This is a genomic window from Methanococcoides seepicolus, assembly GCF_023684405.1.
GTDB lineage: Archaea > Halobacteriota > Methanosarcinia > Methanosarcinales > Methanosarcinaceae > Methanococcoides > Methanococcoides seepicolus.
Window position 1 is genome coordinate 19,145 of record NZ_JAGSOI010000020.1, and the last position, 21,366, is coordinate 40,510.

The 21,366-nt window shown below is 41.9% G+C and carries 20 protein-coding genes; 12 read left to right on the forward strand and 8 right to left on the reverse strand.

Going from position 1 to position 21,366, the window contains the following annotated elements:
- Positions 1 to 22: 22 nt before the first annotated feature.
- Together KDK67_RS06520 and KDK67_RS14445 are read right to left on the reverse strand one after the other, a co-directional pair.
- The gene (locus KDK67_RS06520; protein ID WP_250868003.1) at positions 23 to 568 is read right to left on the reverse strand and encodes a CDP-alcohol phosphatidyltransferase family protein; all 546 of its coding nucleotides are present in this window, start codon (positions 566 to 568) and stop codon (positions 23 to 25) included.
- 104 nt (positions 569 to 672) lie between these two features.
- Positions 673 to 1,173, reverse strand: a complete 501-nt coding sequence (locus tag KDK67_RS14445; protein WP_420846924.1) for a tetratricopeptide repeat protein — start codon at positions 1,171 to 1,173, stop codon at positions 673 to 675.
- 357 nt (positions 1,174 to 1,530) lie between these two features.
- Here KDK67_RS14445 and KDK67_RS06530 point away from each other — a divergent pair, with 357 nt between their 5' ends.
- Complete coding sequence (locus tag KDK67_RS06530; protein WP_250868005.1) at positions 1,531 to 3,006, forward strand: asparagine synthase-related protein; 1,476 nt, start codon at positions 1,531 to 1,533, stop codon at positions 3,004 to 3,006.
- A 1-nt stretch (position 3,007) separates the two neighbouring features.
- A complete protein-coding gene (locus KDK67_RS06535; protein WP_250868006.1) occupies positions 3,008 to 3,697 on the forward strand; it encodes a diphthine--ammonia ligase in 690 nt (229 codons plus the stop codon).
- 119 nt (positions 3,698 to 3,816) lie between these two features.
- On the opposite strand, the gene KDK67_RS06540 is transcribed toward KDK67_RS06535, so the two are convergent.
- Positions 3,817 to 4,014 carry a hypothetical protein gene (locus tag KDK67_RS06540; protein WP_250868007.1) on the reverse strand — a complete coding sequence of 66 codons (198 nt, stop codon included), beginning with the start codon at positions 4,012 to 4,014 and terminating at the stop codon, positions 3,817 to 3,819.
- Positions 4,015 to 4,381: 367 nt separating this feature from the next.
- Here KDK67_RS06540 and KDK67_RS06545 point away from each other — a divergent pair, with 367 nt between their 5' ends.
- The gene (locus KDK67_RS06545) at positions 4,382 to 4,639 is read left to right on the forward strand and encodes a hypothetical protein (RefSeq protein ID WP_250868008.1); all 258 of its coding nucleotides are present in this window, start codon (positions 4,382 to 4,384) and stop codon (positions 4,637 to 4,639) included.
- A 92-nt stretch (positions 4,640 to 4,731) separates the two neighbouring features.
- Positions 4,732 to 6,165: a pyruvate kinase gene (gene pyk, locus KDK67_RS06550; protein WP_250868009.1), complete on the forward strand. Its 1,434-nt coding sequence runs from the start codon at positions 4,732 to 4,734 to the stop codon at positions 6,163 to 6,165.
- 46 nt (positions 6,166 to 6,211) lie between these two features.
- On the opposite strand, the gene KDK67_RS06555 is transcribed toward pyk, so the two are convergent.
- Positions 6,212 to 7,297, reverse strand: coding sequence for a (Fe-S)-binding protein (locus KDK67_RS06555; RefSeq protein ID WP_250868010.1), 1,086 nt, complete (start codon positions 7,295 to 7,297; stop codon positions 6,212 to 6,214).
- 48 nt (positions 7,298 to 7,345) lie between these two features.
- On the opposite strand from KDK67_RS06555, the gene KDK67_RS06560 reads away from it, so the two are divergent.
- Positions 7,346 to 8,602 carry a GntP family permease gene (locus tag KDK67_RS06560; protein WP_250868011.1) on the forward strand — a complete coding sequence of 419 codons (1,257 nt, stop codon included), beginning with the start codon at positions 7,346 to 7,348 and terminating at the stop codon, positions 8,600 to 8,602.
- A 44-nt stretch (positions 8,603 to 8,646) separates the two neighbouring features.
- The gene (locus tag KDK67_RS06565; protein WP_250868012.1) at positions 8,647 to 9,171 is read left to right on the forward strand and encodes an O-acetyl-ADP-ribose deacetylase; all 525 of its coding nucleotides are present in this window, start codon (positions 8,647 to 8,649) and stop codon (positions 9,169 to 9,171) included.
- 244 nt (positions 9,172 to 9,415) lie between these two features.
- Here the strand turns inward: KDK67_RS06565 and KDK67_RS06570 are convergent, their stop codons facing one another.
- Positions 9,416 to 10,324: a cache domain-containing protein gene (locus tag KDK67_RS06570; protein WP_250868013.1), complete on the reverse strand. Its 909-nt coding sequence runs from the start codon at positions 10,322 to 10,324 to the stop codon at positions 9,416 to 9,418.
- A 605-nt stretch (positions 10,325 to 10,929) separates the two neighbouring features.
- Between KDK67_RS06570 and KDK67_RS14450 the strand changes: the two genes are divergently transcribed.
- The 5 genes from KDK67_RS14450 (at position 10,930) to KDK67_RS06590 (ending at position 15,370) form a co-directional block, all read left to right on the forward strand.
- On the forward strand, positions 10,930 to 11,049 hold the full coding sequence (locus tag KDK67_RS14450) for a symporter small accessory protein (protein WP_332244238.1): 120 nt from the start codon (positions 10,930 to 10,932) through the stop codon (positions 11,047 to 11,049).
- Between the two features lie 3 nt (positions 11,050 to 11,052).
- Positions 11,053 to 12,645 carry a sodium:solute symporter family protein gene (locus KDK67_RS06575; RefSeq protein ID WP_250868014.1) on the forward strand — a complete coding sequence of 531 codons (1,593 nt, stop codon included), beginning with the start codon at positions 11,053 to 11,055 and terminating at the stop codon, positions 12,643 to 12,645.
- Positions 12,646 to 12,779: 134 nt separating this feature from the next.
- Positions 12,780 to 13,589, forward strand: a complete 810-nt coding sequence (locus KDK67_RS06580; RefSeq protein ID WP_250868015.1) for a DUF1638 domain-containing protein — start codon at positions 12,780 to 12,782, stop codon at positions 13,587 to 13,589.
- A gap of 139 nt (positions 13,590 to 13,728) precedes the next feature.
- A complete protein-coding gene (locus KDK67_RS06585) occupies positions 13,729 to 14,826 on the forward strand; it encodes an RNA-guided endonuclease InsQ/TnpB family protein (RefSeq protein WP_250868016.1) in 1,098 nt (365 codons plus the stop codon).
- A 112-nt stretch (positions 14,827 to 14,938) separates the two neighbouring features.
- Positions 14,939 to 15,370, forward strand: a complete 432-nt coding sequence (locus tag KDK67_RS06590; RefSeq protein WP_250868017.1) for an FAD synthase family protein — start codon at positions 14,939 to 14,941, stop codon at positions 15,368 to 15,370.
- 48 nt (positions 15,371 to 15,418) lie between these two features.
- Here KDK67_RS06590 and KDK67_RS06595 read toward each other — a convergent pair whose 3' ends face one another.
- Both KDK67_RS06595 and ribH read right to left on the reverse strand, forming a co-directional pair.
- The gene (locus KDK67_RS06595) at positions 15,419 to 16,561 is read right to left on the reverse strand and encodes a pyridoxal phosphate-dependent aminotransferase (protein ID WP_250868018.1); all 1,143 of its coding nucleotides are present in this window, start codon (positions 16,559 to 16,561) and stop codon (positions 15,419 to 15,421) included.
- 50 nt (positions 16,562 to 16,611) lie between these two features.
- Complete coding sequence (gene ribH, locus KDK67_RS06600; protein ID WP_270096836.1) at positions 16,612 to 17,028, reverse strand: 6,7-dimethyl-8-ribityllumazine synthase; 417 nt, start codon at positions 17,026 to 17,028, stop codon at positions 16,612 to 16,614.
- Positions 17,029 to 17,180: 152 nt separating this feature from the next.
- Between ribH and KDK67_RS06605 the strand changes: the two genes are divergently transcribed.
- A complete protein-coding gene (locus KDK67_RS06605; RefSeq protein ID WP_250868019.1) occupies positions 17,181 to 18,227 on the forward strand; it encodes a calcium/sodium antiporter in 1,047 nt (348 codons plus the stop codon).
- A gap of 75 nt (positions 18,228 to 18,302) precedes the next feature.
- On the opposite strand, the gene KDK67_RS06610 is transcribed toward KDK67_RS06605, so the two are convergent.
- Positions 18,303 to 20,966: a cation-translocating P-type ATPase gene (locus KDK67_RS06610; RefSeq protein ID WP_250868021.1), complete on the reverse strand. Its 2,664-nt coding sequence runs from the start codon at positions 20,964 to 20,966 to the stop codon at positions 18,303 to 18,305.
- Between the last annotated feature and the right edge of the window lie 400 nt (positions 20,967 to 21,366).

Sequence of the window (21,366 nt, forward strand, 5' to 3'; positions counted from 1 at the left end):
AATTATTATCTTATATATAGGTTTATAAGGTTTGTTTGGCTTTCCATATCCTTTGTAAAAGCGTTACGTGTGTAAGTATTGCGATAAGTGCCACTGCGACCATGATCTGAGAACTGAATGCTCCCAGTACCAGTATGATCATACGCTCAGACCTCTCTGCGATACCAACGTTCATTGATGAAGAGCCTGCGGCTTCGGCACGGGCACGCGTGTAGCTGACCATGTAAGAACCGATCAGCGCGATTATACATAATAGCCACAATGGTGCCTGTAAGAATGTGGGCTGATGTATAACGCCTGTTATTGAACCGTAGATGATCCCGGCAAAGATAATTGCGTCAGCATATCTGTCACATACCGAATCAAGTACTCCTCCAAAAGGTGTTATCATCCCTGATACCCTTGCAACGGCTCCGTCAAGAACATCAAATATGCCACTTATCATTATATATGCAGCTCCCATTATCAGATCCCCTGTGGCGAATTCGATGGCAGCCAGAAAACTGATGCCAAGGCCTATCACGGTCAGCACATTTGGTGAGATCGGAATATTCTTTGCAATTGGCAATGCAAGTGTTCTAATATTGTTCTTCAGTTCATTGAAAATAGTTTATCCCTCATGAGATCAAGGATCATCTGTCTGACTGTACAACTTAAGGCTGGATCTGATTATTATGCTTCATCGCGTTTTAGTTTTGCCATTGCTGCGGCCATATTGATCTTTGCATCTTTATAATCGGGATCTGCATTCAAGACCTTTGCAAAGCAAGTGATGGCTTCTTCATATTTTTGCATGTGGTAGTAAGCGACACCTTTTTTGTTCCATTTAATGGTGTATTTTGAATTAAGTTCCATGCTACTGTGGACATTCTCATAACATTCAATTGCATCTTCATATCTGCCAAGCATGTCAAATATAATTCCCTTATTTATCCACGCATTATCATATTTTGGGTCGATATCAAGAGCCTTTGAATAAGATCTGATCGATTCTTCATGCTCACCAACATAAGAATGAGCGATACCCTTGTTGTACCATATATCAGGATTATCGGTGTCGAGCTCAAGGCCCTTTTCAAAACAGTGGATGGCTTTATCATAAATGCTAAGGTCGCAATATGCAATGCCGGTGTTGGTCCAGACTAATGCGATAGCTTCTTCGTTCCATAACAGGGGGTCCTTTGATTCGGATTCAAGTACTGCAGAATAGTACTATATCTTCTCATCCGGGTATTCCGCATAGAATCCCATATGGAATAGTTGCTCTACTGTCTTGCCTTTCCCTTCCACTAAAGTCTAACTCCTTTTTTATTTTTGAAACAATAAATAAAAGCATACCGATTATCAAATATACAATGTTTTATGGCTTTTTATTCCAAAGGACTTTCACTATTAGTGCATAATTAGAATATATAATCAGTGGTTCATTACTAAATAGTCAGTAATTTTGATGTCTTATTTTATCACTGTATATATTCCATGTGTCAATTTCCGATACATAAATATATGGTAGACAAGTGTTCAAACTACATGGGCAGAATCGCAGGTTTCTTCAAATTAGCTTCTTCTTCCATCAGTATGGTTAAGATCTTTAATGAAATGGAATCTCGTGGTGACTATAAAGCTTTCATCTATACAGGCGATGGTATTCATAAGGTGTGTTCTGCCTCTGAAATACAGTCCATGTCACTCAATGAAGCCATGATAGGTTTTGATAGTCTGGCAGCTTCATCCCCATTGAGTTCATCATCAGACCAGTTCGAATTTATCGGAGATACTGACATCTACAATTTAGATGAGCTTGCATGTGAACTTCATTGTGATGCTGTGGAGAACATGTCAATTCTGACACGACTTTTGCAGGATACTTTCAGCCTTGATAACTGCAGTGATCATGAGATGTTCCAACGTTTTGATAGTTCATTAAGGACTATTCGCGGGGTTTATGCAATTGCCTTTCATATAGGTGATAAACTGTTTCTCGCAAGAGATCGGATCGGTATAAAACCTCTCTGGTATGACGTATCTTCCGGTTTTGCATTCGCTTCGGAAAAGAAGTTCTTAGAGATGTCCGGGCTTCATGAAGTGGTGGAACTTGATCCTCGGCAGATCCTATGCTACGATCTTAAAAACGATACTATAAAGGTATACGATAGAGAATTTTTGCAGGGACTTGCAGAACATCAGGGATCTTTTGTGGAGGTCCGGGATGGTCTTCTTTCTTTGCTTAAAGACGCGGTCTCTATACGTGTGCCGGATGAGGATTTTGGTGTAATGTTCTCAGCAGGAATTGATTCCACTATCCTCGCCCTGCTTTGTAAAGGGTTTGCTGAAGCTAAAGGCGTAATATGTAATTGTTATACGGTGGGACTTTCAGGGCAGGTCCCGTCACCGGATATCACCTGTGCAAGAAAGCTGGCAGATGAGCTTGAACTTGAATTAAATGTGCATGAGATCGGTCTCGATACTGTGGAAGAGTATCTAAGTACAGTTGTCCCTTTGATAGAGGATGCGACCGTTCCGAAGACAGGTGTCGCATTGACGATGTATGCGGCATGTAAGGCGGCAAAGAATGATGGCATAAATATATTGTTCGCAGGTGCCGGAGCTGATGAACTTTTTGCCGGATATAACAGGTTCAAAAGTTCAGCATCTGTAAATGAGGATTGTATCAGGGATATCATGGAAATGCATGAAGTGAACACGTATCGCGATGATACGGTCGCGGCGTTCACGGGAGCGAAAGTGCGTCTTCCCTATCTTGATGAGAAGTTTGTGGAATATGCCCTTGCCATTCCAAAAGAGTATAAGATCTCCGATGAGATGAACAAGATCATCCTGCGAAAGGCAGGTGAGGAGCTTGGGTTACCAAAGTATGTGACCGAGAGGGGGAAGAAAGCTGCTCAGTATGGTAGCAGGTTCGATCAGGCTTTAAAGAAGCTTGCAAAAAGAGCAGGTTTTGCGAATAAGACCGATTATATCAATAGTTTTCAGGAGAGTAGATAAAGTGAAACTCGGCGTTCTTTTCAGTTCAGGCAAGGATTCCTGCTATGCATTGCATCTTATGCAGGAAAAAGGAAATTCCATTGAGTGTTTGATCACGATAAAAAGCAAAAATCCTGATTCATATATGTTCCATACCCCGAACATCGACCTGTCAAGGTTGCAGGCAGAAGCCATGGGATTTCCTCTTCTGGAGACCTTTACAGAGGGAGAGAAGGAGCTTGAGCTTGATGATCTAAAAAATGCCATCCTGGAAGCAAAGAAGGAATACTGTCTCGAAGGGATCGTGACAGGCGCACTGTATTCCAATTATCAGAAGGACAGGATCGAAAAGATATGCAATGAGCTTGGCCTCGATGTGTTCTCACCATTGTGGCATATGGACCAGGAGCAGGAAATGCGGGAACTGCTTGACAATGGATTCAGGTTCATTTTCAGCAGTATAGCTGCCTATGGTCTTGACAGTGGCTGGGTAGGAAAGGAAATTACTGCTTATGAAGTGGATAAGCTCGTAAAGCTCAATGAAAGGATCGGCTTGAACATTGCAGGGGAAGGTGGTGAGTTCGAGAGTTTTGTCATCGATGCACCAATGTTCAAAAAGAGGATACAGATAAACAAGTATGATCTTGTCGAGAGGGATGAATATACGGCGAGGGTAATTATCGAGGATGCTGTGCTTGTGGATAAGGGCTGATATAAGTATTCTTAAGAACTAAATCTGCCAAAATAAGAATGGGATTGGAATATAAGTCTACAAATAGGAATAGGAACCTGAATCTCTGTATAAGTGCAGTAAAATAAGGTCAACAGGCTTTATTCTGTATCTTTCTTTTCAGTTGCTTTTTTTGTATCAGTTTCGCCTTCTGAACCCTTGCACCATTCATCGATCACAAGGTCATCAGCACTCTTGCTATCGGAATTTTCAGTGGATATCTCGCACCAGCTTTCGATCTCATCATCCAATGAAGGTAATTCGATATCTTCTTCCTTTTTGTCTTTTTTGTCTTTCATTGATAGCCCCCATTTAGTATATCTAAAGGAAGTTGAAATATTTACTGGTTTTTGATGTTGCAGTTACCAATATCTCAAATGCACCTATCTCAAACGAACAGTATTCATTTAAGCCAAAAGACCAATCATTTGATCGGGGTGGTAGATTTAAACATTGATGTAGCAAAGATCCTAGTCCTATTAGGCTTATTGTGGCTTCTGTTTAAAATTCATGTGGTGCTTAAAGAAATGCATCTATTCCAATTGTGAAAGGTATCTTAAATGCAAGTTGGTTAGTTCACACAATAACCTTTATCAGTTCAGTAGCCATTAAATCACACTACGATCATGATATCTATCGTTCATAATTTCTTAAGAGGTATACTATATGGAAAATGACCCGTTCAAGCAGATCCAGAGGCAGATAGATGAGCTTAAGCGCCAGCTGGATGAGAAGGATAATAGGATAGCTGATCTGGATGAACAGATCGTTGAACTGACCACTTATATCAATATGCTTAATGAGAGATTTATAGGGCATTCTGATGAGATGAAAGAGCTTTTCGATGCAAATCCTTCACAAAAGCGGGGTATTTACGCCCGCGATTCAATTGTCTATTCTGCTGATACTGAAGAGTTGAAATAATTGTATTTGTTTTTCCCTTCTTTTTTTGTAGTCTCTGGTCAAAAAAAGGTAATGTTTTAAGTCAGCCAGTCAATAATTGAGCAGTGAGATAAATGAATCTGCCGGACCACAAGACCAAGATCGTATGTACTATAGGACCTGCTTCTTCTTCGGAAGAAATGCTGCGTGAGCTTATCTTTGCAGGAATGAACGTAGCGAGGATCAACTTCTCGCATGGCAGTTTCGAGGACCATAGTAAAGTTATCCGGCTGATAAAAAAGCTGTGTGATGAGCTCAACGTTGTTGTTTCGGTGATGGCAGACCTTCCGGGACCAAAGATACGTGTAGGCGAGATCAAAGATTCCCCTATAAATTTACAGAAGGGGGATAAGGTGAAACTGACCACTGAAAGGATCGTAGGGTCAAAGGACCTTATTCCGGTGGACTTTGATAAGCTTCCTTACTGTATCGCCAAAAAGTCGAATGTTTATTTCAATGATGGTTTCATTCAGATGAGGTGCAGTGGCATTTGTAGCAATGAGGCTGAATGTGAAGTGATCGTAGGTGGTCAGCTCTCATCCCACAAGGGTGTGAATCTTCCCGGGATCGATCTTTTGCTTGATCCTGTCACTGAAAAGGACCTTGAGATCCTGGATTTTGCATTGGAAGAGGGAGTGAACTGCTTCAGTGTCTCGTTCATCGAGCAGGGTTCCGACATACAGAAGATAAGGGACCATGCTGCTAAAAAAGGAAGGTCAGTATTCCTTGTGGCGAAGATAGAAAGAGGTCCCTCGGTCGAAAATATCGATGACATCATGGACGCTACCGATGCTTTGATGATAGCACGTGGTGATCTCGGTGTGGAAATTCCAATAGAGGAAGTTCCCATCGTACAGAAAGAACTGATACATAAGGCCAATCTACGTGGAATTCCGGTGATAACCGCTACTCATATGCTCGAATCCATGACCGATAACGTGCGACCAACACGTGCCGAAGCTACGGATGTTGCAAATGCTATTCTTGATGGCACCGATGCTATCATGCTTTCTGGAGAAACCGCAGTTGGTAAGTATCCGTTGGAGGCCGTTCATACGATGGTCAGGATTGCAAAAAAGACTGAAGCATGGCGTGATAGTACAGGTAGTGGAATGGGCAACATCAGGGATGCCATTGGTGAGACTGAGATGGGTATAAGTGATGTCATTTCATTGCAGGTCTATGATGCAATTCGTAAATTATCCATCGAATTCGTAGTTACACCCACTTACTCCGGGGCCACTCCAAGGCGTATCTCACGCTTTAAGCCGGAGAACTGGATAATCGCCATGAGCCATCTTGACCTTACATGTGAACAATTGGCATATTCCTACGGTGTCTATCCGCTTTCTGTATACGATGGCAGTGACGATCTTGAAAAGAAAGTGCTTGGTGCCCTCCTGTCCAGAGGGATAGGCAAGTCCGGTGACACGATCGTTCTGACACAAGGCTATTCTGGCGGCACCAACCTGCTGAAAATAATCGAGATCGAGCATTTGGTCGAGTGATCATTCGATCATTTAATTATTTGTTCTACATGGGGGAGATGTGTTCTTAAAGAACGCTCTCCAAAAGCAGTCCAGTAATATCCTTTATCCTGAACTCTTTTCCTTCTTGTCGGCATACATCCTCAAGATGATGATAGCAGAACGGACAGTAAGAGACAACACCGTCAGGATAATCCTTTGTTTTTTCTATCGTTATCATGCCGACCTTTGATGAGATTTCCGGGAAGTTCGGTTTCACACCTGCAGGTCCTCCGCAGCATCCGTGTTTACCGCCAAACATCTCCTTGACCTCGACTTGCATGGACCTTAGTATCTCTCTTGGAATGTCTGACATCTCCAGAATGGCACAGGCATCTCGTATAGCTACTTTTCTGTCCAATGCCTTGGGAACGAGCTTGCCTTCCTGTATCAGGTCTCTGAACAATTCAAGAGAATAGACCACTTCGAATTTAGGTTCCCTGAAAAGCCTGGCATATTCTTCCTTCAAGACAATATAGCAGCCAGGACAGGAAGCTATTATCTTTTTAATCCCGAGGGATTCAAGATATTCGACATACTCTTTGGCGTATTCCTTTGCTTCTTCCATATGACCGTTGTCAATGAGGAAAAGACCGCAGCATTTCTCTTCGGGTATAGCTCTTGGGGTGATACCTGCCTTGTTGAGCAGCTTGATGGTGGAGCGGGCGATATCCTGATGTGCAAATGCTATCCAACAACCGGTCATGTAAGCAACATCGGATGTTTCGGAAAGCTCGATCTCATCGTTTATCCAGGAGTTCCTCAGTGTGGCATCCTTTCTTCCGGGGCTTCCGGCTTCGATGATGTTCTTGCATATCTGTGATGTTCTTGCAGGTTCCTTTCCCTGTTCTGCCAGTATCGTCCTTTCCCTCTGAATGATATCGGTGATCGGAATGTTCATGGGGCATACATCGTCACAGGCACCACATCTGGTGGAAAGATAAACATCGTCCACCTCGTCCTGATCAAGCTCATCACCATCGATAAGTTTCTGTAAAAGCATTATCTTCGATCGGGGTGTATATTTGTTGTCCGTGACCTTTGCGATATGACAGACATCATAACATTTTCCACAGTCTATACAATAACTAACGGCAAGCAGGTCTTCATCCATATTATTGCTCCGATGCTATCATATATGTCCTGATACATCAAATCTCGTATGGAATCCTTGCTTTTATTTGTTCTCACGATCATCTTCATCAGTGTCCTTACCATTCGGTATCATGTCACTCCTTTCTTGACCCTGATAGCAGCAGCTTTCCTTTTTGGGACTTTCAGCGGAATGGACTGGCTCATACAGTATGTGACAGGTGGAGCAGGACGTATCTTTTCACTTCTGGGTATCCCCATCTATTGTGGTGCGGTCATTGCACAGTTATTAAGGCATGGTCATTTCATAGAAAAGATAGTCGAAGATGTAAAACGCACCATCAAGGCTCCTGACATGGCAGCCGGAGTTGTCGGTTATCTTCTTTCCATTCCTTTGATGTGCTGTCTTACTACCTATGTTGTGATGCTTCCTCTTATTGAACAGATGGAAAAGGAACAGTCTTCAGGCGGGAGACTTTTCTATATGGCAGCATTTGGAAGCGTGCTTTCCTTCGTGCTTATATTGCCGTTGCCGGTCATTTACAGCATGACCACGGCATTCGGAGTTTCCAATTCGGATACTTTCAGTATCAATTTCATCACTGTCCCCCTTTCACTGTTCCTTCTGGGTGTAGGTTATGTGGTCGCAAAAAGGCTTTCTGGAGGCTATCAACATCCTCTTCCGGAGCTTTCGGGTTTGGTCGAACCTGCTATGCTCTCATTGCCACGATGGAAGGTCTGGTTGCCTATTGCATTGCCGATAATCTTGATATCTATTGGTTATCTGTTCTCCCCGCTTTCAATTATCAGCAACGTCAATATCGCCCTTGTGATATCCGTGTTCGTTTCCCTGATGCTTGTTGACGAAAAGCCTCGCAAGATCGCCCTTGAGAAAGGAACGAAGAATGCAGGGATAATTCTCTTTGATCTGTGCGGTGCAGGTGCACTTGGTTTTGTGATAGCTGCCAGCAGTTTTCCGGATGATGTTTTTACTATTATCAATGGCGTATTCCCTGTTGTTGTAGTTCCCTTCGTTCTGGCGGTCCTGATCCAAACGGCACAGGGTTCACGTATAGTTACAGCGGTCATAACGTCCACCATCGTTGCAGGAACTGATATTGTCACATCCGTTCCGACAGTTCCACTTATCCTTATGATAAGTGCCGGCACTTTGATAGTTTCCTATGTCAGTGACCCATATTTCTGGCTGATACAGCGTTCCACAGGTGACAGCATACCAACCGTTGTACGCAGGTTCACGCTTCCTCTTGCAGGTGCAGGTGTCCTTATATTTTGCTGTGCTATGGTCTTGTTCATGTTCGCATGAGTTCAAGGATAACTATAAGTTCCTATGAATTCCAACAATGATACATGCTTTCGGAAAGAATAGTGGTCACTAAAGATGATATTGTAAAACTGAACGTTGATGCAATCGTAAATGCTGCCAACAATTCTCTTCTTGGTGGCGGAGGTGTTGATGGTGCTATACATAAGGCTGCAGGACCACAACTTCTTGAGGAATGCAGATTTCTCGATGGATGTCTGACAGGTGAGGCTAAAATAACCTCAGGCTATCGTCTTCCTGCAAAATATGTCATCCACACGGCAGGTCCAATATGGAAAGGAGGCTTTTCGGGTGAGGATAGCATGTTGTCCAAATGTTACCGTAACTCTCTGAAGGTCGCTGTAAAGAACGGTGTCAGGACGATCGCTTTTCCCTCGATAAGTACGGGTGCATATGGTTTTCCTGTGGAGAAGGCGGCGAAGATAGCCATGCGTGAGATAGCTGGTTTTCTTGAGAAAAATGGGACCATTGAGAAGGTACTGGTTGTTTGTTTTAATGAGGAGGCTTTCAGGAGCTATTCGAATGCTCTTGAGGAAGTTTTGGGGAATTGATTTATCTCACATTTAATTACAAAGGGATATTTACCATGTGGTTTTCATCCCTCTCCCATTTGGTTTTGAATATTTTTATTGTTCTAAGAAAACAGTTGAATTTGACATGCTTACAACAGTGGCATCATATCATTAATTCGATAAAAAAATGAAATAAAAGATGTGAGCGATCTCATATCAAATATAAGATTCTATGCTGCAAGATAAGCTAAGATCAAACTCTTAAAAATGGTGGATCAAAGGATCACTCCACCATTTCCTCGTTCTCTTCTGCCCAGGAAGGCTGGTTTATGGCAAAGAACTCAAGGTCAAAAATCCCGGTGTTCTCCGTATGCTGCTTTGAATTCGCAGGTATGTGAACAAGCTTTCCTTTGCTAAGCTCAAATGGTACATCCTCTATGTAGAGCAAACCTTCACCTTCAAGAACATAATATACCTCCGGGTTCTTCATCATGTGAGGTTCAATGGACTTGTCGGGCTTGATTATTACGTGTGCAATGCTGTAATTAACATCCAGCTCTCTATCAGCTTTTGCCGGGTGGAATAAATTACCAATAAATACGTCTCCAAAGCGGCTGAAGTGTTCAAGATCTTCAACATCATTGGTGTAGATGTAGTCATTAACGTAAAAGCCGGAATGCACAAGGTATGTCTGATTATCGATAGAAGTTCTCTTAACGAAAGTGGACTTCTTAGAAGGAGTAGTTTCACCTGGCTTTGGCCAGTAGTAATTTACCCAGCCCTCGCCCTCTTCACATAAAGCAGTGTCTATAAGCATTCTGCCTAATGGTTCGCCGTTATAATCTTCAAGATCGTTCACATCTCCGCCCTCACCACTTACTTTAGGGGGGAAGACAACACGTATTCCTTCAGTCTTCCAGATGGTTATGTAGGAATCATCATGGTACCATTGACTGTCCTTTTCTCTGAATTCAGGAAATGCAAGCTCTCCTTTTTCATCTATCAGGTCAATAGCAGCATTGACTTGGGACACGGTGTATTCTTTCTGGGATAAGAAGGTAGTCTGCTCTTCTTCAATTAGTTGTTCTTCCTGCTCATTAACGTTTGTATCGTCTGGCTGTACACAGCCGGCAGCTGCCAACAACAGAACAGCAATGGACAAAATAAAAACTATCTTTTTAAGCTCTTTCATATTATAACACCTGTCCTATTAAAAAATAAATATTAAAAGTAATTTTATAGTTGCAACAGTTTACTTGTTTGTCTGCATTGGGGGTCCACGCTGGACATTAAAGTGCAGTACGTAAACAGATGTTGTTTTCTATCATGGATTTGAAATATACTCAAGAGTATTTTACAACATATATATATATCGTATAATGTCGCTGATATGAGTTTAAAATGGGATTAGCGAACTACTGAATTTTGCTATCATACTCAAAAATATAGCTTAAAATTTGGTTTGATCTGTGGCTCTGTAGAAATCCTTATATGACGAAAGTATGAAGCTTGCATAACTTGTACTTTTAACAAAGAAATATTGTCATGATTAAAATATTAGTTTTCTACAGGATGATCTTTCTCCATTTCCTATTAGATATGACTACAATACAGAGCTGTTCCTTCTAAAACATCTATGTACTTTTAGTTCCATTGATGTCCTTTTTCATTCAATAAATTGTATCATTTTACAAAAACAACTTCGAAACATTAATGTATGGTACTTGTTAACAGATATCAACATCAGTGTGTGTTATGTGGTAGCATATATCAGGCAAAAAATGGCAAGTGATAATTATGTTAGGAATTGATGATCCTCAAATCTGGTTGGCATACATACTGTGCATTGTTAGTGCATTGGGTTGTATGGTGTATGGTCTTTTAAAGTGGAACGAAGAAGAAAGTGAGGAGTGGTGATAAATGGCGGTAAATACTTCAACTCTCGGTATCTTCATTCTTGTATATCTTCTCGCAGTCTTCTATTGTGGCTGGTTGGCTTACAAAAGGACGAAGGATGTAGATGACTACATGCTTGCCGGACGGAAAGTAAATCCTTATATCCTTGCTCTTTCTTATGGTGCTGCTTTCATCAGTACAGCGGCTATCATCGGTTTTGGAGGAGTGACGGGAACACTTGGTCTTGGAACTCTCTGGCTTGTGTTCATGAATATCTTTGTGGGTATCTTTATAGCGTTCGTGGTATTTGGTGCAAGGACCAGAAGGATAGGTTTGAACCTTGGTGCTGTAACTTTCCCTGAACTTCTCGGAAGGCGTTTCCAGTCTCGTTTCATTCAAGGTTATTCCGGTGCTCTCATTGCCCTTTTTATGCCTCTCTATGCAGGTATCGTCCTTATTGGTGGTGCAAGGTTCATGGAAACCGCACTTTCAATAGATTACAATATTGCAGTACTTATCCTGATAGTCATCGTAGCAGCTTATGTTATTACAGGTGGCCTGCTTGCTGTCATGTACACAGATGCACTTCAGGGAACTTTGATGCTTGTTGGAATGGCAATTCTTCTGGTACTGACCTATGCTAAGCTCGGAGGTGTCGTAGAAGCTCATCAGGCACTTACGAACCTTGCTCCAATGGTTCCTGAATCTCTTGCAGCAGGTGGTCATCAGGGCTGGACTGCAATGCCTGCATTTGGTTCTCCAATCTGGTGGACAATGGTTTCAACCATCATTCTTGGTGTTGGCATTGGTGTATTGGCACAGCCACAACTTGCTGTCAGGTTCATGACAGTCGATAGTAAGAAATCTCTTAATAGAGCAGTTTTCGCAGGCGGTCCGTTCATTCTTATGATGGCAGGCGTAGCATACATTGTAGGTGGTCTTTCAAACGTCCATTTCTTCAATACGGTGGAAATGATCTCTATCGATGTCGCAAAAGGAAATCTCGATCTTATCATGCCTGAATACATTAACAGTGCAATGCCTGAATTGTTCATTATCTTTTTCATGATAACTTTACTTGCAGCGGCAATGTCCACATTAAGCTCACAATTTCACACAATGGGAACAGCTATAGGACATGATTTTTACCGTGAGTTCCTCATGAAAGGGAATGCAGGTAATACTGTTACTGTTACCAAATTAGGTATCATTGTGACCATTATATTCAGTGTCATACTTGCATACATTCTACCTGTCAGCATAATTGGAAGGGCAACAGCTATCTTCTTCGGACTTTGTGCAGCAGCTTTCCTTCCGATGTATATTGGTGCATTGTTCTGGAAGAGAATGACAAAAGAAGGCGCAATCGCGAGTTTGATCATAGGCACTTTCAGCAGCCTGTTCTGGCTGGCATTCGTGCATGTAAAGGAAGCAGCACCCCTTGGCATCTGCAAGGCTTTTTTTGGAACCGATACTTTACTTACAGGTACCTGGACAGTCGTTGACCCAATTCTTATTGCCGTTCCTCTTGCAATGGTAGCTGCAGTGAGTGTCAGTCTTTTGACAAAACCGCCATCAAAGGAACACCTTGATGCGTGTTATGGTAAGAAGTTCTGATCTCAGTTCATTGAAATATACAATTTTGGGCAGCATTTGGCTGCCTCTTTCTTTTTTTGCCTTTTCAAAATGATGAACATCCTTATATAGTTCCGATAATCAACATTATCCAGCTATTGTATGAGGAATAACAGATGCCTGTAATGAGTCTTATTGGATGCCGGATGTTCGAGGATGAGATAGTCCATCTGGTGGAGAACGATCCGCTGATAGATGAGCTTATTGTGGTGGAGAACAAGGATTGTTCCCGTCTGGTGGAAAAGCTTGATGATGTCGGAATTTCCTACAAACTTGTTCCTGCAACATCCCTGAACTCTGCTTATAAGGGCAATTGTGCGGACAAATACTGTTTTATTATCAATATCCTTGAGTTCGCTCTGCATGCTATACCTCAAAACCTTAAATCTGAGGTATATAAGGCAGTTGAGGATATGGCCGACTTTTCTGATGGTGTCCTGTTGTTCTACGGGCTTTGTGGAAATGTTCTTGGCAAGATCGAGGAAGATCTTGGTGATTTGGATTGCAGGATCTGTATTCTTAAGGAAGAGAATGGCGAGATCGTTGATGATTGCATTGGAGCTGTACTTGGTGGCAGGGATGCATATCTTGAGCATCTTAAAAGTTTCAAGGGTGTGGGTACGTTCTTCCTTACTCCTATGTGGGCAGCCAATTGGGGAGATATGCTCGTTGCCGGAGGGTTTGGTAAAGACCCGAATGATGTTGAAACCTCAAAATGGGTGTTCGATTCCATTGGCTACAAGAAAGTTGCAAAATTGAATACCGGGCTTCATTACGAAAAGGAGTTCGATAATATCGTCAAGGAATTTGCCAATATCTTTGAGTTCGATATTCTGAACATCGAAGGTACCCTTGACCTTGTGGAGAGATGCTATCGTGGTTTCAGGGATGAAATTCTTGAAGGTCATCATGAAAAGCTCGATTGAGCATTCTTCATTTACGATTACGGGGTGTAGGGGCTAGAGAAAGCCCATGTTCTTTAGACATGGGATGAATCGCCCCCCACTTCTCTTTAATTAAGTTGTTATGGAATCCTTTTTAAGCAATTATGCCATATTGTATATTATGCGTAAAACCTATCGTTATAGGTTATATCCCTCAAAAGCCCAGATGTCCAGATTAGGGGATACTCTGGAATCTTGTAGATGGGTCTATAATGAAACTGTTGCACTACGCAAAACATCATGGGAAACCAATGAAGAATCAATATCTTTGTACACAACTAACAAAGAATTGACACAATGGAAAAAAGATAAACAGGAACTTAAACAGGTACATTCTCAAGTGTTGCAAAATGTACAGGTCAGAGTCGACCTTGCATATAAGGCATTTTTCAGACGTATCAAAAGTGGAGAAACTCCTGGTTATCCACGATTCAAAGGCAAAGGAAGATACGACAGTTTCACGTATCCTCAGTCTGGATTTGAAATAATCGATGATAGAACTATCAAGGTTTCTAAAATCGGTGAAATCAAAGCCAAAATTCATAGAGCTGTCATTGGGAATGTCAAAACAGCAACCATCAGACGTTATCCCACTGGTAAATGGTATGTCTGTTTTTCGACAGAATGTGACCTAATGCCAGAACCACATAAAAATGATAACGCCATTGGGATAGATGTAGGAATTTCAAAGTTTGCTACATTATCAAATGGTTCATATATTCCGAATCCAAGATGGGTTAAACAAGAGGAAAAAAGTCTTGCAAAAGCTCAACGGAAAATGTCAAAGTTTGCGATGGGGTCGGACGGATGGTTAAAATCCTTAAAAGTAGTTCAAAGGATATACGAGAGAACTTCAAATAGACGTAAGGATTTCACACACAAACTCAGCAGATCACTTGTCGACAATTATGGCATCATTGTTTTTGAAGATCTGAATATTAAAGACATGGTTCAGAACAACCATCTCGCAAAGAGCATAATGGATGTTGCATGGAGGATGCTAATAGACACTATCAAGAATAAGGCAGAATGTGCTAGTTCAAAGGTAGTATTAGTCAATCCTGCATACACTTCCCAGATGTGTTCAAGGTGTGGAACGATTGTCAAAAAGGAATTGAAAGACCGAATACATAAATGTAATTGTTGTAATCTTGAAATGGATAGAGATTTCAATGCATCTATCAATATACTGAGATTGGGTCTACAATCTCTTGGCTGAAAAACCATAGAAGCCCACGAACTTTAGTCGTGGGAGTAGTCACATACTGTTATTAAGGATATTGTCAATGATTAAGGCAAAATTAAGTTATCTATAACTATGGTGATATTTCTTGACACGAGTACTTGCTACGGGAACTTTTGATCTTCTGCATCCGGGACATGTTTTTTTCTTGACACAGGCACGTAGTTTAGGGGATGAGCTTTATGTCCTTGTTGCAAGGGATTCCATGATAAAACACAAGGCACGACCTATTGTTCCTGAAGGACAAAGACTTGAGATGATAAGTGCTTTCGGGGTCGTGGACAAGGCACTTCTTGGAAGTGAGAGTGATATCTTTGAGCCTTTAAAAGAGATCGAACCTGATATCATCGTTCTGGGGCATGACCAGTTCTTCGATACCCGTGAGCTTGAAAAAAGTCTGGGTGAGAGGGGCTTTAAAGCAAAGGTAGTACGTGTCGATGATGCGATGAAATGTGAACTTTGTAGTAGTGGAAGAATTATTAAAAGGGTACTTGAAAGGTACGGACAGAATGAGGAATGAAAGTTCTCTCAAAAATGTCTGGAAAAAAGGCAGAAAAAATATGTGAGATCAGAGGAGTGTTTCCTCTATCCTCTGAAGTGCCTGTTTTATCCTTTCCTGTGATGTTGCGTAGGATATTCTTACGAAATCCTTTCCACTGACTCCGAATGCTGAGCCAGGTGTTACGGCTACGTGTGCTTCCTGAAGCAGTTTTTCAGCTACTATATCGCCGTTGCCAAATTCACTGACATCGGCAAATGCATAGAAAGCTCCGTCCGGTCTTTTGCATTTGATGCCAATGGAGTTCAGTCCATCGATGAGGAGATCACGTCTTGCTTTGAACTCTTTGATCATGTCATTGACAGGTTCCTGTGGACCTTCAAGGGCAGCAACACCACCGAATTGTGCGAAAGTGGTCGCACTGCTTACGGAGTGTGAGTGTATCTTCTTGAACCCTTTCATGATCTCAGGTATTGCTGTTACGTAACCAAGTCTCCAGCCTGTCATTGCATATGCTTTTGAGAATCCGTTGACCGTTATGGTACGTTCATGCATGCCGTCAAGTGAACCCATGCTGATGTGCTTTTTCTCATAGATGATCTTCTCATATATCTCATCTGACAGCACCAGGAGGTCGTGGTCGATGGCAAGGTCTGCAATGGTCTTGAGCTTTTCCTTGTCAAATACTCCACCTGTGGGATTGCATGGTGAGTTCACTACAATGAGCTTTGTCTTGTTCGTGATGAGCTCCTCGATTCCGTATGGCATGAAACCGTTCTCTGGATCGGTTGGTGCCCATACGGGGTTTGCACCTGCCAATTTGATGCAGGGGCTGTAGGATACCCATGACGGGTCCGAAAGGATAGCTTCATCGTTATCATCGAGAACTGACATCATGATCTCGAAGATAGCCTGTTTTGCACCAGGTGTGACGAGTACGTCATCGGAGGTTACTTCCAGTTTGTTCTCTGTCTGCAACTTGTTTGCGATAGCTTCCCTCAGTTCAGGTATCCCTGTGGAAGGTGCGTAATGGGTTTCACCGCGGTACATGGCATCTGCTGCTGCTTTACAGATGTGGTCAGGTGTGTTGAAATCAGGCTCGCCAAGGCTAAAGCTGATAATGTCGATACCTTCGCTTTTCATCTTGTTTGCAGCATTGGCGATTTTAATCGTTGCCGATTCTTCAACACGTTCAAGTCTGGAGGATGGCATTTCAGATCACTCTTTAAATATTCGTTTTTAATTCAAGTATAACTCTAATATCACAGACGCTGAACCAGTTTCACAGCGGCTTCAACGGCACGTTTAGCATAGTCCACACGCTGATGTGCTTCCATACGTGTCATTCCCGGGCCTGCTATTCCAAGGGTCACCGGCTTGTCATATTCAAGTGAAAGGTCTATTATCTTCCTTGCTGCCTGCTGTACGACTATCTCATCATGTTTGGTGGCACCTTCGATAACGATCCCAATGGTTATCACAGCGTCAATATCATCCTTCAAACAAAGCTTCTTGATAGCAAGAGGCATATCATAAACGCCAGGAACAAGGATAGTTTCTGTAACTTCTGCACCAAGGAACTTTGCATGTTCAATTCCCATAAGTTCCATCTGGTAAGTCAGGTCTCTGTTAAATTCAGCTACTACAAATCCCAATCTAATAGTTTCACTATCACTCAAAGCATTAAACTCCTTTATAATGACTTAATTTCTTATTTATTAAACATCAATCTTGCATATAAATATACGTATAGGCTATTATAGCATCAAATTTCGATTATTTAAGGCTATCATACACAAGAATAAATAGAAATACTTTCAACTACCCGTTGATGCTATCAAATATCGTTGTACTGCTTATCGGGCTGTTACTGCTGGTCAAAGGCTCGGACGTTTTTGTCAGTTCAGCATCCGCCATTGCAAAAAAACTCGGAGTTTCAGAGTTCATTATTGGCTTGACACTTGTTGCGATTGGAACTTCGATACCTGAACTTGCTTCTTCTATGGCTGCATCAATTTCACATTCAAGTGGTATCGTGATAGGCAATGTTGTAGGTTCAAATATTGCAAACATAGCTCTTATAGTTGGATGTGCTGCGATCATCTCGGTGGTGAAGACCCATTCACACATGATACAAAGGGATGGCTACATCATGCTTTTTGCTTTCATTCTCTTCTTAGTTCTTGCATTTGATCTGCAACTATCAAGAACTGAAGCATCCATCCTTATCCTTCTCTATGTAGCTTATATTTTCTTTTTGTTCGAAGAGACATCAAAATATGAAGGTAAATTCTACTTTAAGGAATTTATAACTTATTTCGTCAAATTCAAATATGTAAAGACCATGAACCAGCGTATACGAACAGGGATCAATAACCACAACTCCGGTGATGAACAAGAAAATAATAAGGAACATAGTGATCTCTACAAAGATCTCCTTATCCTTGCCTTTAGTGGAATTGCAGTGATGTTGGGTGCGAAATACTTTGTTGAGCAAGCAATATTCTTTGCACAGCTCTTTCAGGTCCCTGACACTTTCATCGGTATCACACTGGTTGCAGTTGGTACATCCCTTCCCGAACTAATGGTGACAATATCTGCTGCACGCAAAGGCTATGGGAGCATTGCAATTGGGAATGTCATCGGTTCCAACATAACGAATATCCTTCTGGTACTGGGAATCTCTGCATTCGTGTTCCCTCTTGAAATAACAGGACTAAGCATCATGTTCACGATCCCGTTCATGATCATGATCAGTGTTGTTCTGTTATGGTTCATCCACACTCACTGGGAGATCAAGAGAATAGAAGGAATGGTATTGATATTGATGTATTTGATCTTCCTGATATTGTTGTTCAGTTTCGAGTTAGCTATCTGAGCATTCCCCTCCAATTAACTTCTCAACTGTTATTTGGTTAACTAACTAACTAATTAACAGTATAGTTTGACATGATCACCATTTCAGGAAAGTCTTTGCAAGCAACGATCCTTTTCTGATGTAATATTTCCTTATCTCATCCTGCACGAACAGCAATATTGCAAAAGGCATTGCAAGTACAAGATATTCCATTGAGACCGGTGCTGTTCCAAATATCTTGTTTGCAAATGGATGGAACATTATCATGGAAAGTATCACTAATTCGCTCACTACTGCCAGCAGTATCATTTTATTCGTGAACATATTCCTGGATAATGCAGACTCAATTCTTGTACGGGATACGAGCAAATTTGCTATCTGGCATATTATGACTGCAGCAAAAAATGCCATAATGGCCTGTCTGTAGAGAAGATCATTGCTTAGCAAGGCCTGTCCCCAGGTCCAGCCTCCATCCAGAAGTACTGCAAAATAACATGTAAAGCCTGCCAGGGCTTCGATGGGTCCTTTCATTCCATAGGATGTCAAAAGTACCTGTGGTGTCAGGAGCCTTTCATATTTTGAGCGGGGGGAACGCTTCATTATGTCCCCTTCCCCCTTCTCAACAGCCAGTGCCAGTGCCGGAAGTATATCTGTACCAAGGTCGATGGCAAGGATCAACTGCACGTTCATGGGCAGGGGTATCGAAAGGAGGACAAATGCAATGAATGGCAGTATTTCCGGAATATTGCTTGTAAGGATGTAGGCAATGAACTTCTTGATGTTATCGAAGACGGTCCTTCCTTCTTCCACTGCATTGACGATAGTGGCGAAATTATCATCAAGAAGTATCATGTCAGCAGATTCTCTTGCAACATCCGTACCGCTTCCCATGGCGACACCCATGTCTGCGTTCTTTATTGCAGGAGCATCGTTTACACCATCCCCGGTCATGGTCACTATCTCTCCCCTTGACTGAAACGCCTGTACTATCTTCAATTTCTGAACCGGGGATGTTCGTGCGAATATAATATACGGAGCCTTCAGTTTTTTTGAAAGTTCATCAATTGATAATTTGTCCAGCTCAGCACCTGTGATCATCACCGGCTCATGGCCATTGCTACTAAAACCAACGTTCTTTGCAATGGAAAGGGCAGTTACCGGATGATCTCCTGTAATCATCACTACCTTTATTCCGGCCCGATGACATCTGTTAATAGCATCTTTGACCTCAGGTCTGTGAGGATCGACCGCACCGGCAAAACCGATAAATGTAAAACCTGTGTCGTATTCGATCTCCTCCTCAGCCCTGCGATATGCAAGAGCAAGCACACGTTCACCTCTTCCTGCGATCTTCAAATGCATATCAAGGAGCTCGTTCCGGTCATCTTCTGTAATAGGTACTTCGTCCCCGTCCATCAGGACATGGTCGCACATTTTAATAACAACTTCAGTTGCGCCTTTCAGGTAGGATTCCTGTTCATCCGAATCAGTATGGTAAATTACCTGCATTCTTTCTTTCAGGGAGTCGAAAGAATATTCCTTCAAGCGAGTATTATTTTCCCGCATCAGATCAATATCAGTAAACTTGGATGCGTACATCAACAAAGCACCTTCAGTGGGGTCTCCCTTATATCTCGAAGGTCCTTCAACGAGCCTTGAATTATTGCAAAGTACTGCTACTTTCATTAGAATGTCCGGTGGAACTTCCCCGTTGCTCACATCAATTTGTTCAAAGCCCAGGGTCATTGAATGTATGGCCATCTTATTCTGGGTCAGTGTTCCGGTCTTATCCGTACAAATGACCGTGGTCGATCCAAGGGTTTCCACGGATTCGAGCCGCTTGATAAGTGCATTCCTTTTTGCCATTCTTTTTGAAGCCAGGCTTAGGGAAAGGGTTACAGTTGGAAGCAATCCTTCGGGGACATTGGCAACTATGATACCTATTGCAAAAATGAGATTCAACAGGAACAGGTCATGTGTCACAAAACCGATAGTAAAGAATGATATTCCGAGAAATATTGCAATTATTGAGATGATCCGGATGAAATTATTGAGCTCTTTGCGAAGAGGTGTTTCAACTGATGTTGTCTGTTCCGTCAGGGTTGCAAGCTTTCCCATCTGTGTATTCTGGCCGGTTCCATAAACAACAGCTTTTCCGTTACCTGTCAATACAAGCGTTCCTGAGAAGACCATATTCCTGCATTCGAGTATATTTGGGTGGGTACATTCAAGGGAGCGTAACTGTGGCTCAGCCTCACCGGTCAATGACGAATTGTCAACCTTTAAAGTATTTTCTTCAATGAGCCGGCCATCAGCAGGGACCTTGTCTCCTTCTTCAATGAATATGACATCCCCGACAACCAGTTCGGGTGCCAATATTTCCTTTATTTCCCCATCCCTCAATACCTTGGCAACAGGGGGTATAAGTTGGCGAAAACTCGCCATTATCTGTTCTGCCTGATATTCCTGTATAAAGGTGAACGTGGCATTGAGAATGACAACTCCAAAAAGCGCAATGGCGATGTACAAGTTGCCTTTTCCAGGGTCCAGCAGCTCTGATGCATATGAAAGCAAAGCCCCTGCAATAAGCAGGACCGAGAAAAAATTGTTGAATTGCTTAAAATACTTTTTAAGAACTGATTCTCCCCCTATATTCTCAAAAATATTCCTTCCACATATCTCCAGCCTTTCTAAGGCTTCACGTGTTGTTAATCCCTCGATACCAGCATCGAAGCTTTTGAGAAACTCTTCAAGAGAAATGCTATGCTCATCGCCTTTTGTCTCGCAATCAGGAACTTTATTGTTGAGTATAATGTTACCCCCGTACTCTCAACATATTTGTAGATATAACTGTAATAATGGGATATAGATTATTCTATCTGCTCAGCCTTTTAATTTGATAATCTCTTTTTGACGGTATCTGAAGACCAAAACTTATTTAAATTTTGGTAATTAACGATTAATACTCAGTAATGATTTGTGGTATTAATTATAAGAGGTGGTACAATGGATTTTCACAGTGGAAAACTTACTGTATTGACCGTATGTTTATTGATCGCAGGGATGGTAATTCCAGTTTCTGCGTTCGTACCATCGGTGAATGCTCATGATATTTATGAAGAATTGACTATAGATATACCAAAGAGTGGCTTATACGTAC

What these genes read in the sequence shown, in the direction of transcription:
- KDK67_RS06530 (WP_250868005.1), top strand. Translation starts at nt 1,531, where the DNA reads ATGGGCAGAATCGCAGGTTTCTTCAAATTAGCTTCTTCTTCCATCAGT.
- KDK67_RS06540 (WP_250868007.1), bottom strand. Translation starts at nt 4,014, where the DNA reads ATGAAAGACAAAAAAGACAAAAAGGAAGAAGATATCGAATTACCTTCA.
- KDK67_RS06545 (WP_250868008.1), top strand. Translation starts at nt 4,382, where the DNA reads ATGGAAAATGACCCGTTCAAGCAGATCCAGAGGCAGATAGATGAGCTT.
- pyk (WP_250868009.1), top strand. Translation starts at nt 4,732, where the DNA reads ATGAATCTGCCGGACCACAAGACCAAGATCGTATGTACTATAGGACCT.
- KDK67_RS06555 (WP_250868010.1), bottom strand. Translation starts at nt 7,297, where the DNA reads ATGGATGAAGACCTGCTTGCCGTTAGTTATTGTATAGACTGTGGAAAA.
- KDK67_RS06560 (WP_250868011.1), top strand. Translation starts at nt 7,346, where the DNA reads ATGGAATCCTTGCTTTTATTTGTTCTCACGATCATCTTCATCAGTGTC.
- KDK67_RS06565 (WP_250868012.1), top strand. Translation starts at nt 8,647, where the DNA reads ATGCTTTCGGAAAGAATAGTGGTCACTAAAGATGATATTGTAAAACTG.
- KDK67_RS06570 (WP_250868013.1), bottom strand. Translation starts at nt 10,324, where the DNA reads ATGAAAGAGCTTAAAAAGATAGTTTTTATTTTGTCCATTGCTGTTCTG.
- KDK67_RS14450 (WP_332244238.1), top strand. Translation starts at nt 10,930, where the DNA reads ATGTTAGGAATTGATGATCCTCAAATCTGGTTGGCATACATACTGTGC.
- KDK67_RS06575 (WP_250868014.1), top strand. Translation starts at nt 11,053, where the DNA reads ATGGCGGTAAATACTTCAACTCTCGGTATCTTCATTCTTGTATATCTT.
- KDK67_RS06580 (WP_250868015.1), top strand. Translation starts at nt 12,780, where the DNA reads ATGCCTGTAATGAGTCTTATTGGATGCCGGATGTTCGAGGATGAGATA.
- KDK67_RS06585 (WP_250868016.1), top strand. Translation starts at nt 13,729, where the DNA reads ATGCGTAAAACCTATCGTTATAGGTTATATCCCTCAAAAGCCCAGATG.
- KDK67_RS06595 (WP_250868018.1), bottom strand. Translation starts at nt 16,561, where the DNA reads ATGCCATCCTCCAGACTTGAACGTGTTGAAGAATCGGCAACGATTAAA.
- KDK67_RS06605 (WP_250868019.1), top strand. Translation starts at nt 17,181, where the DNA reads ATGCTATCAAATATCGTTGTACTGCTTATCGGGCTGTTACTGCTGGTC.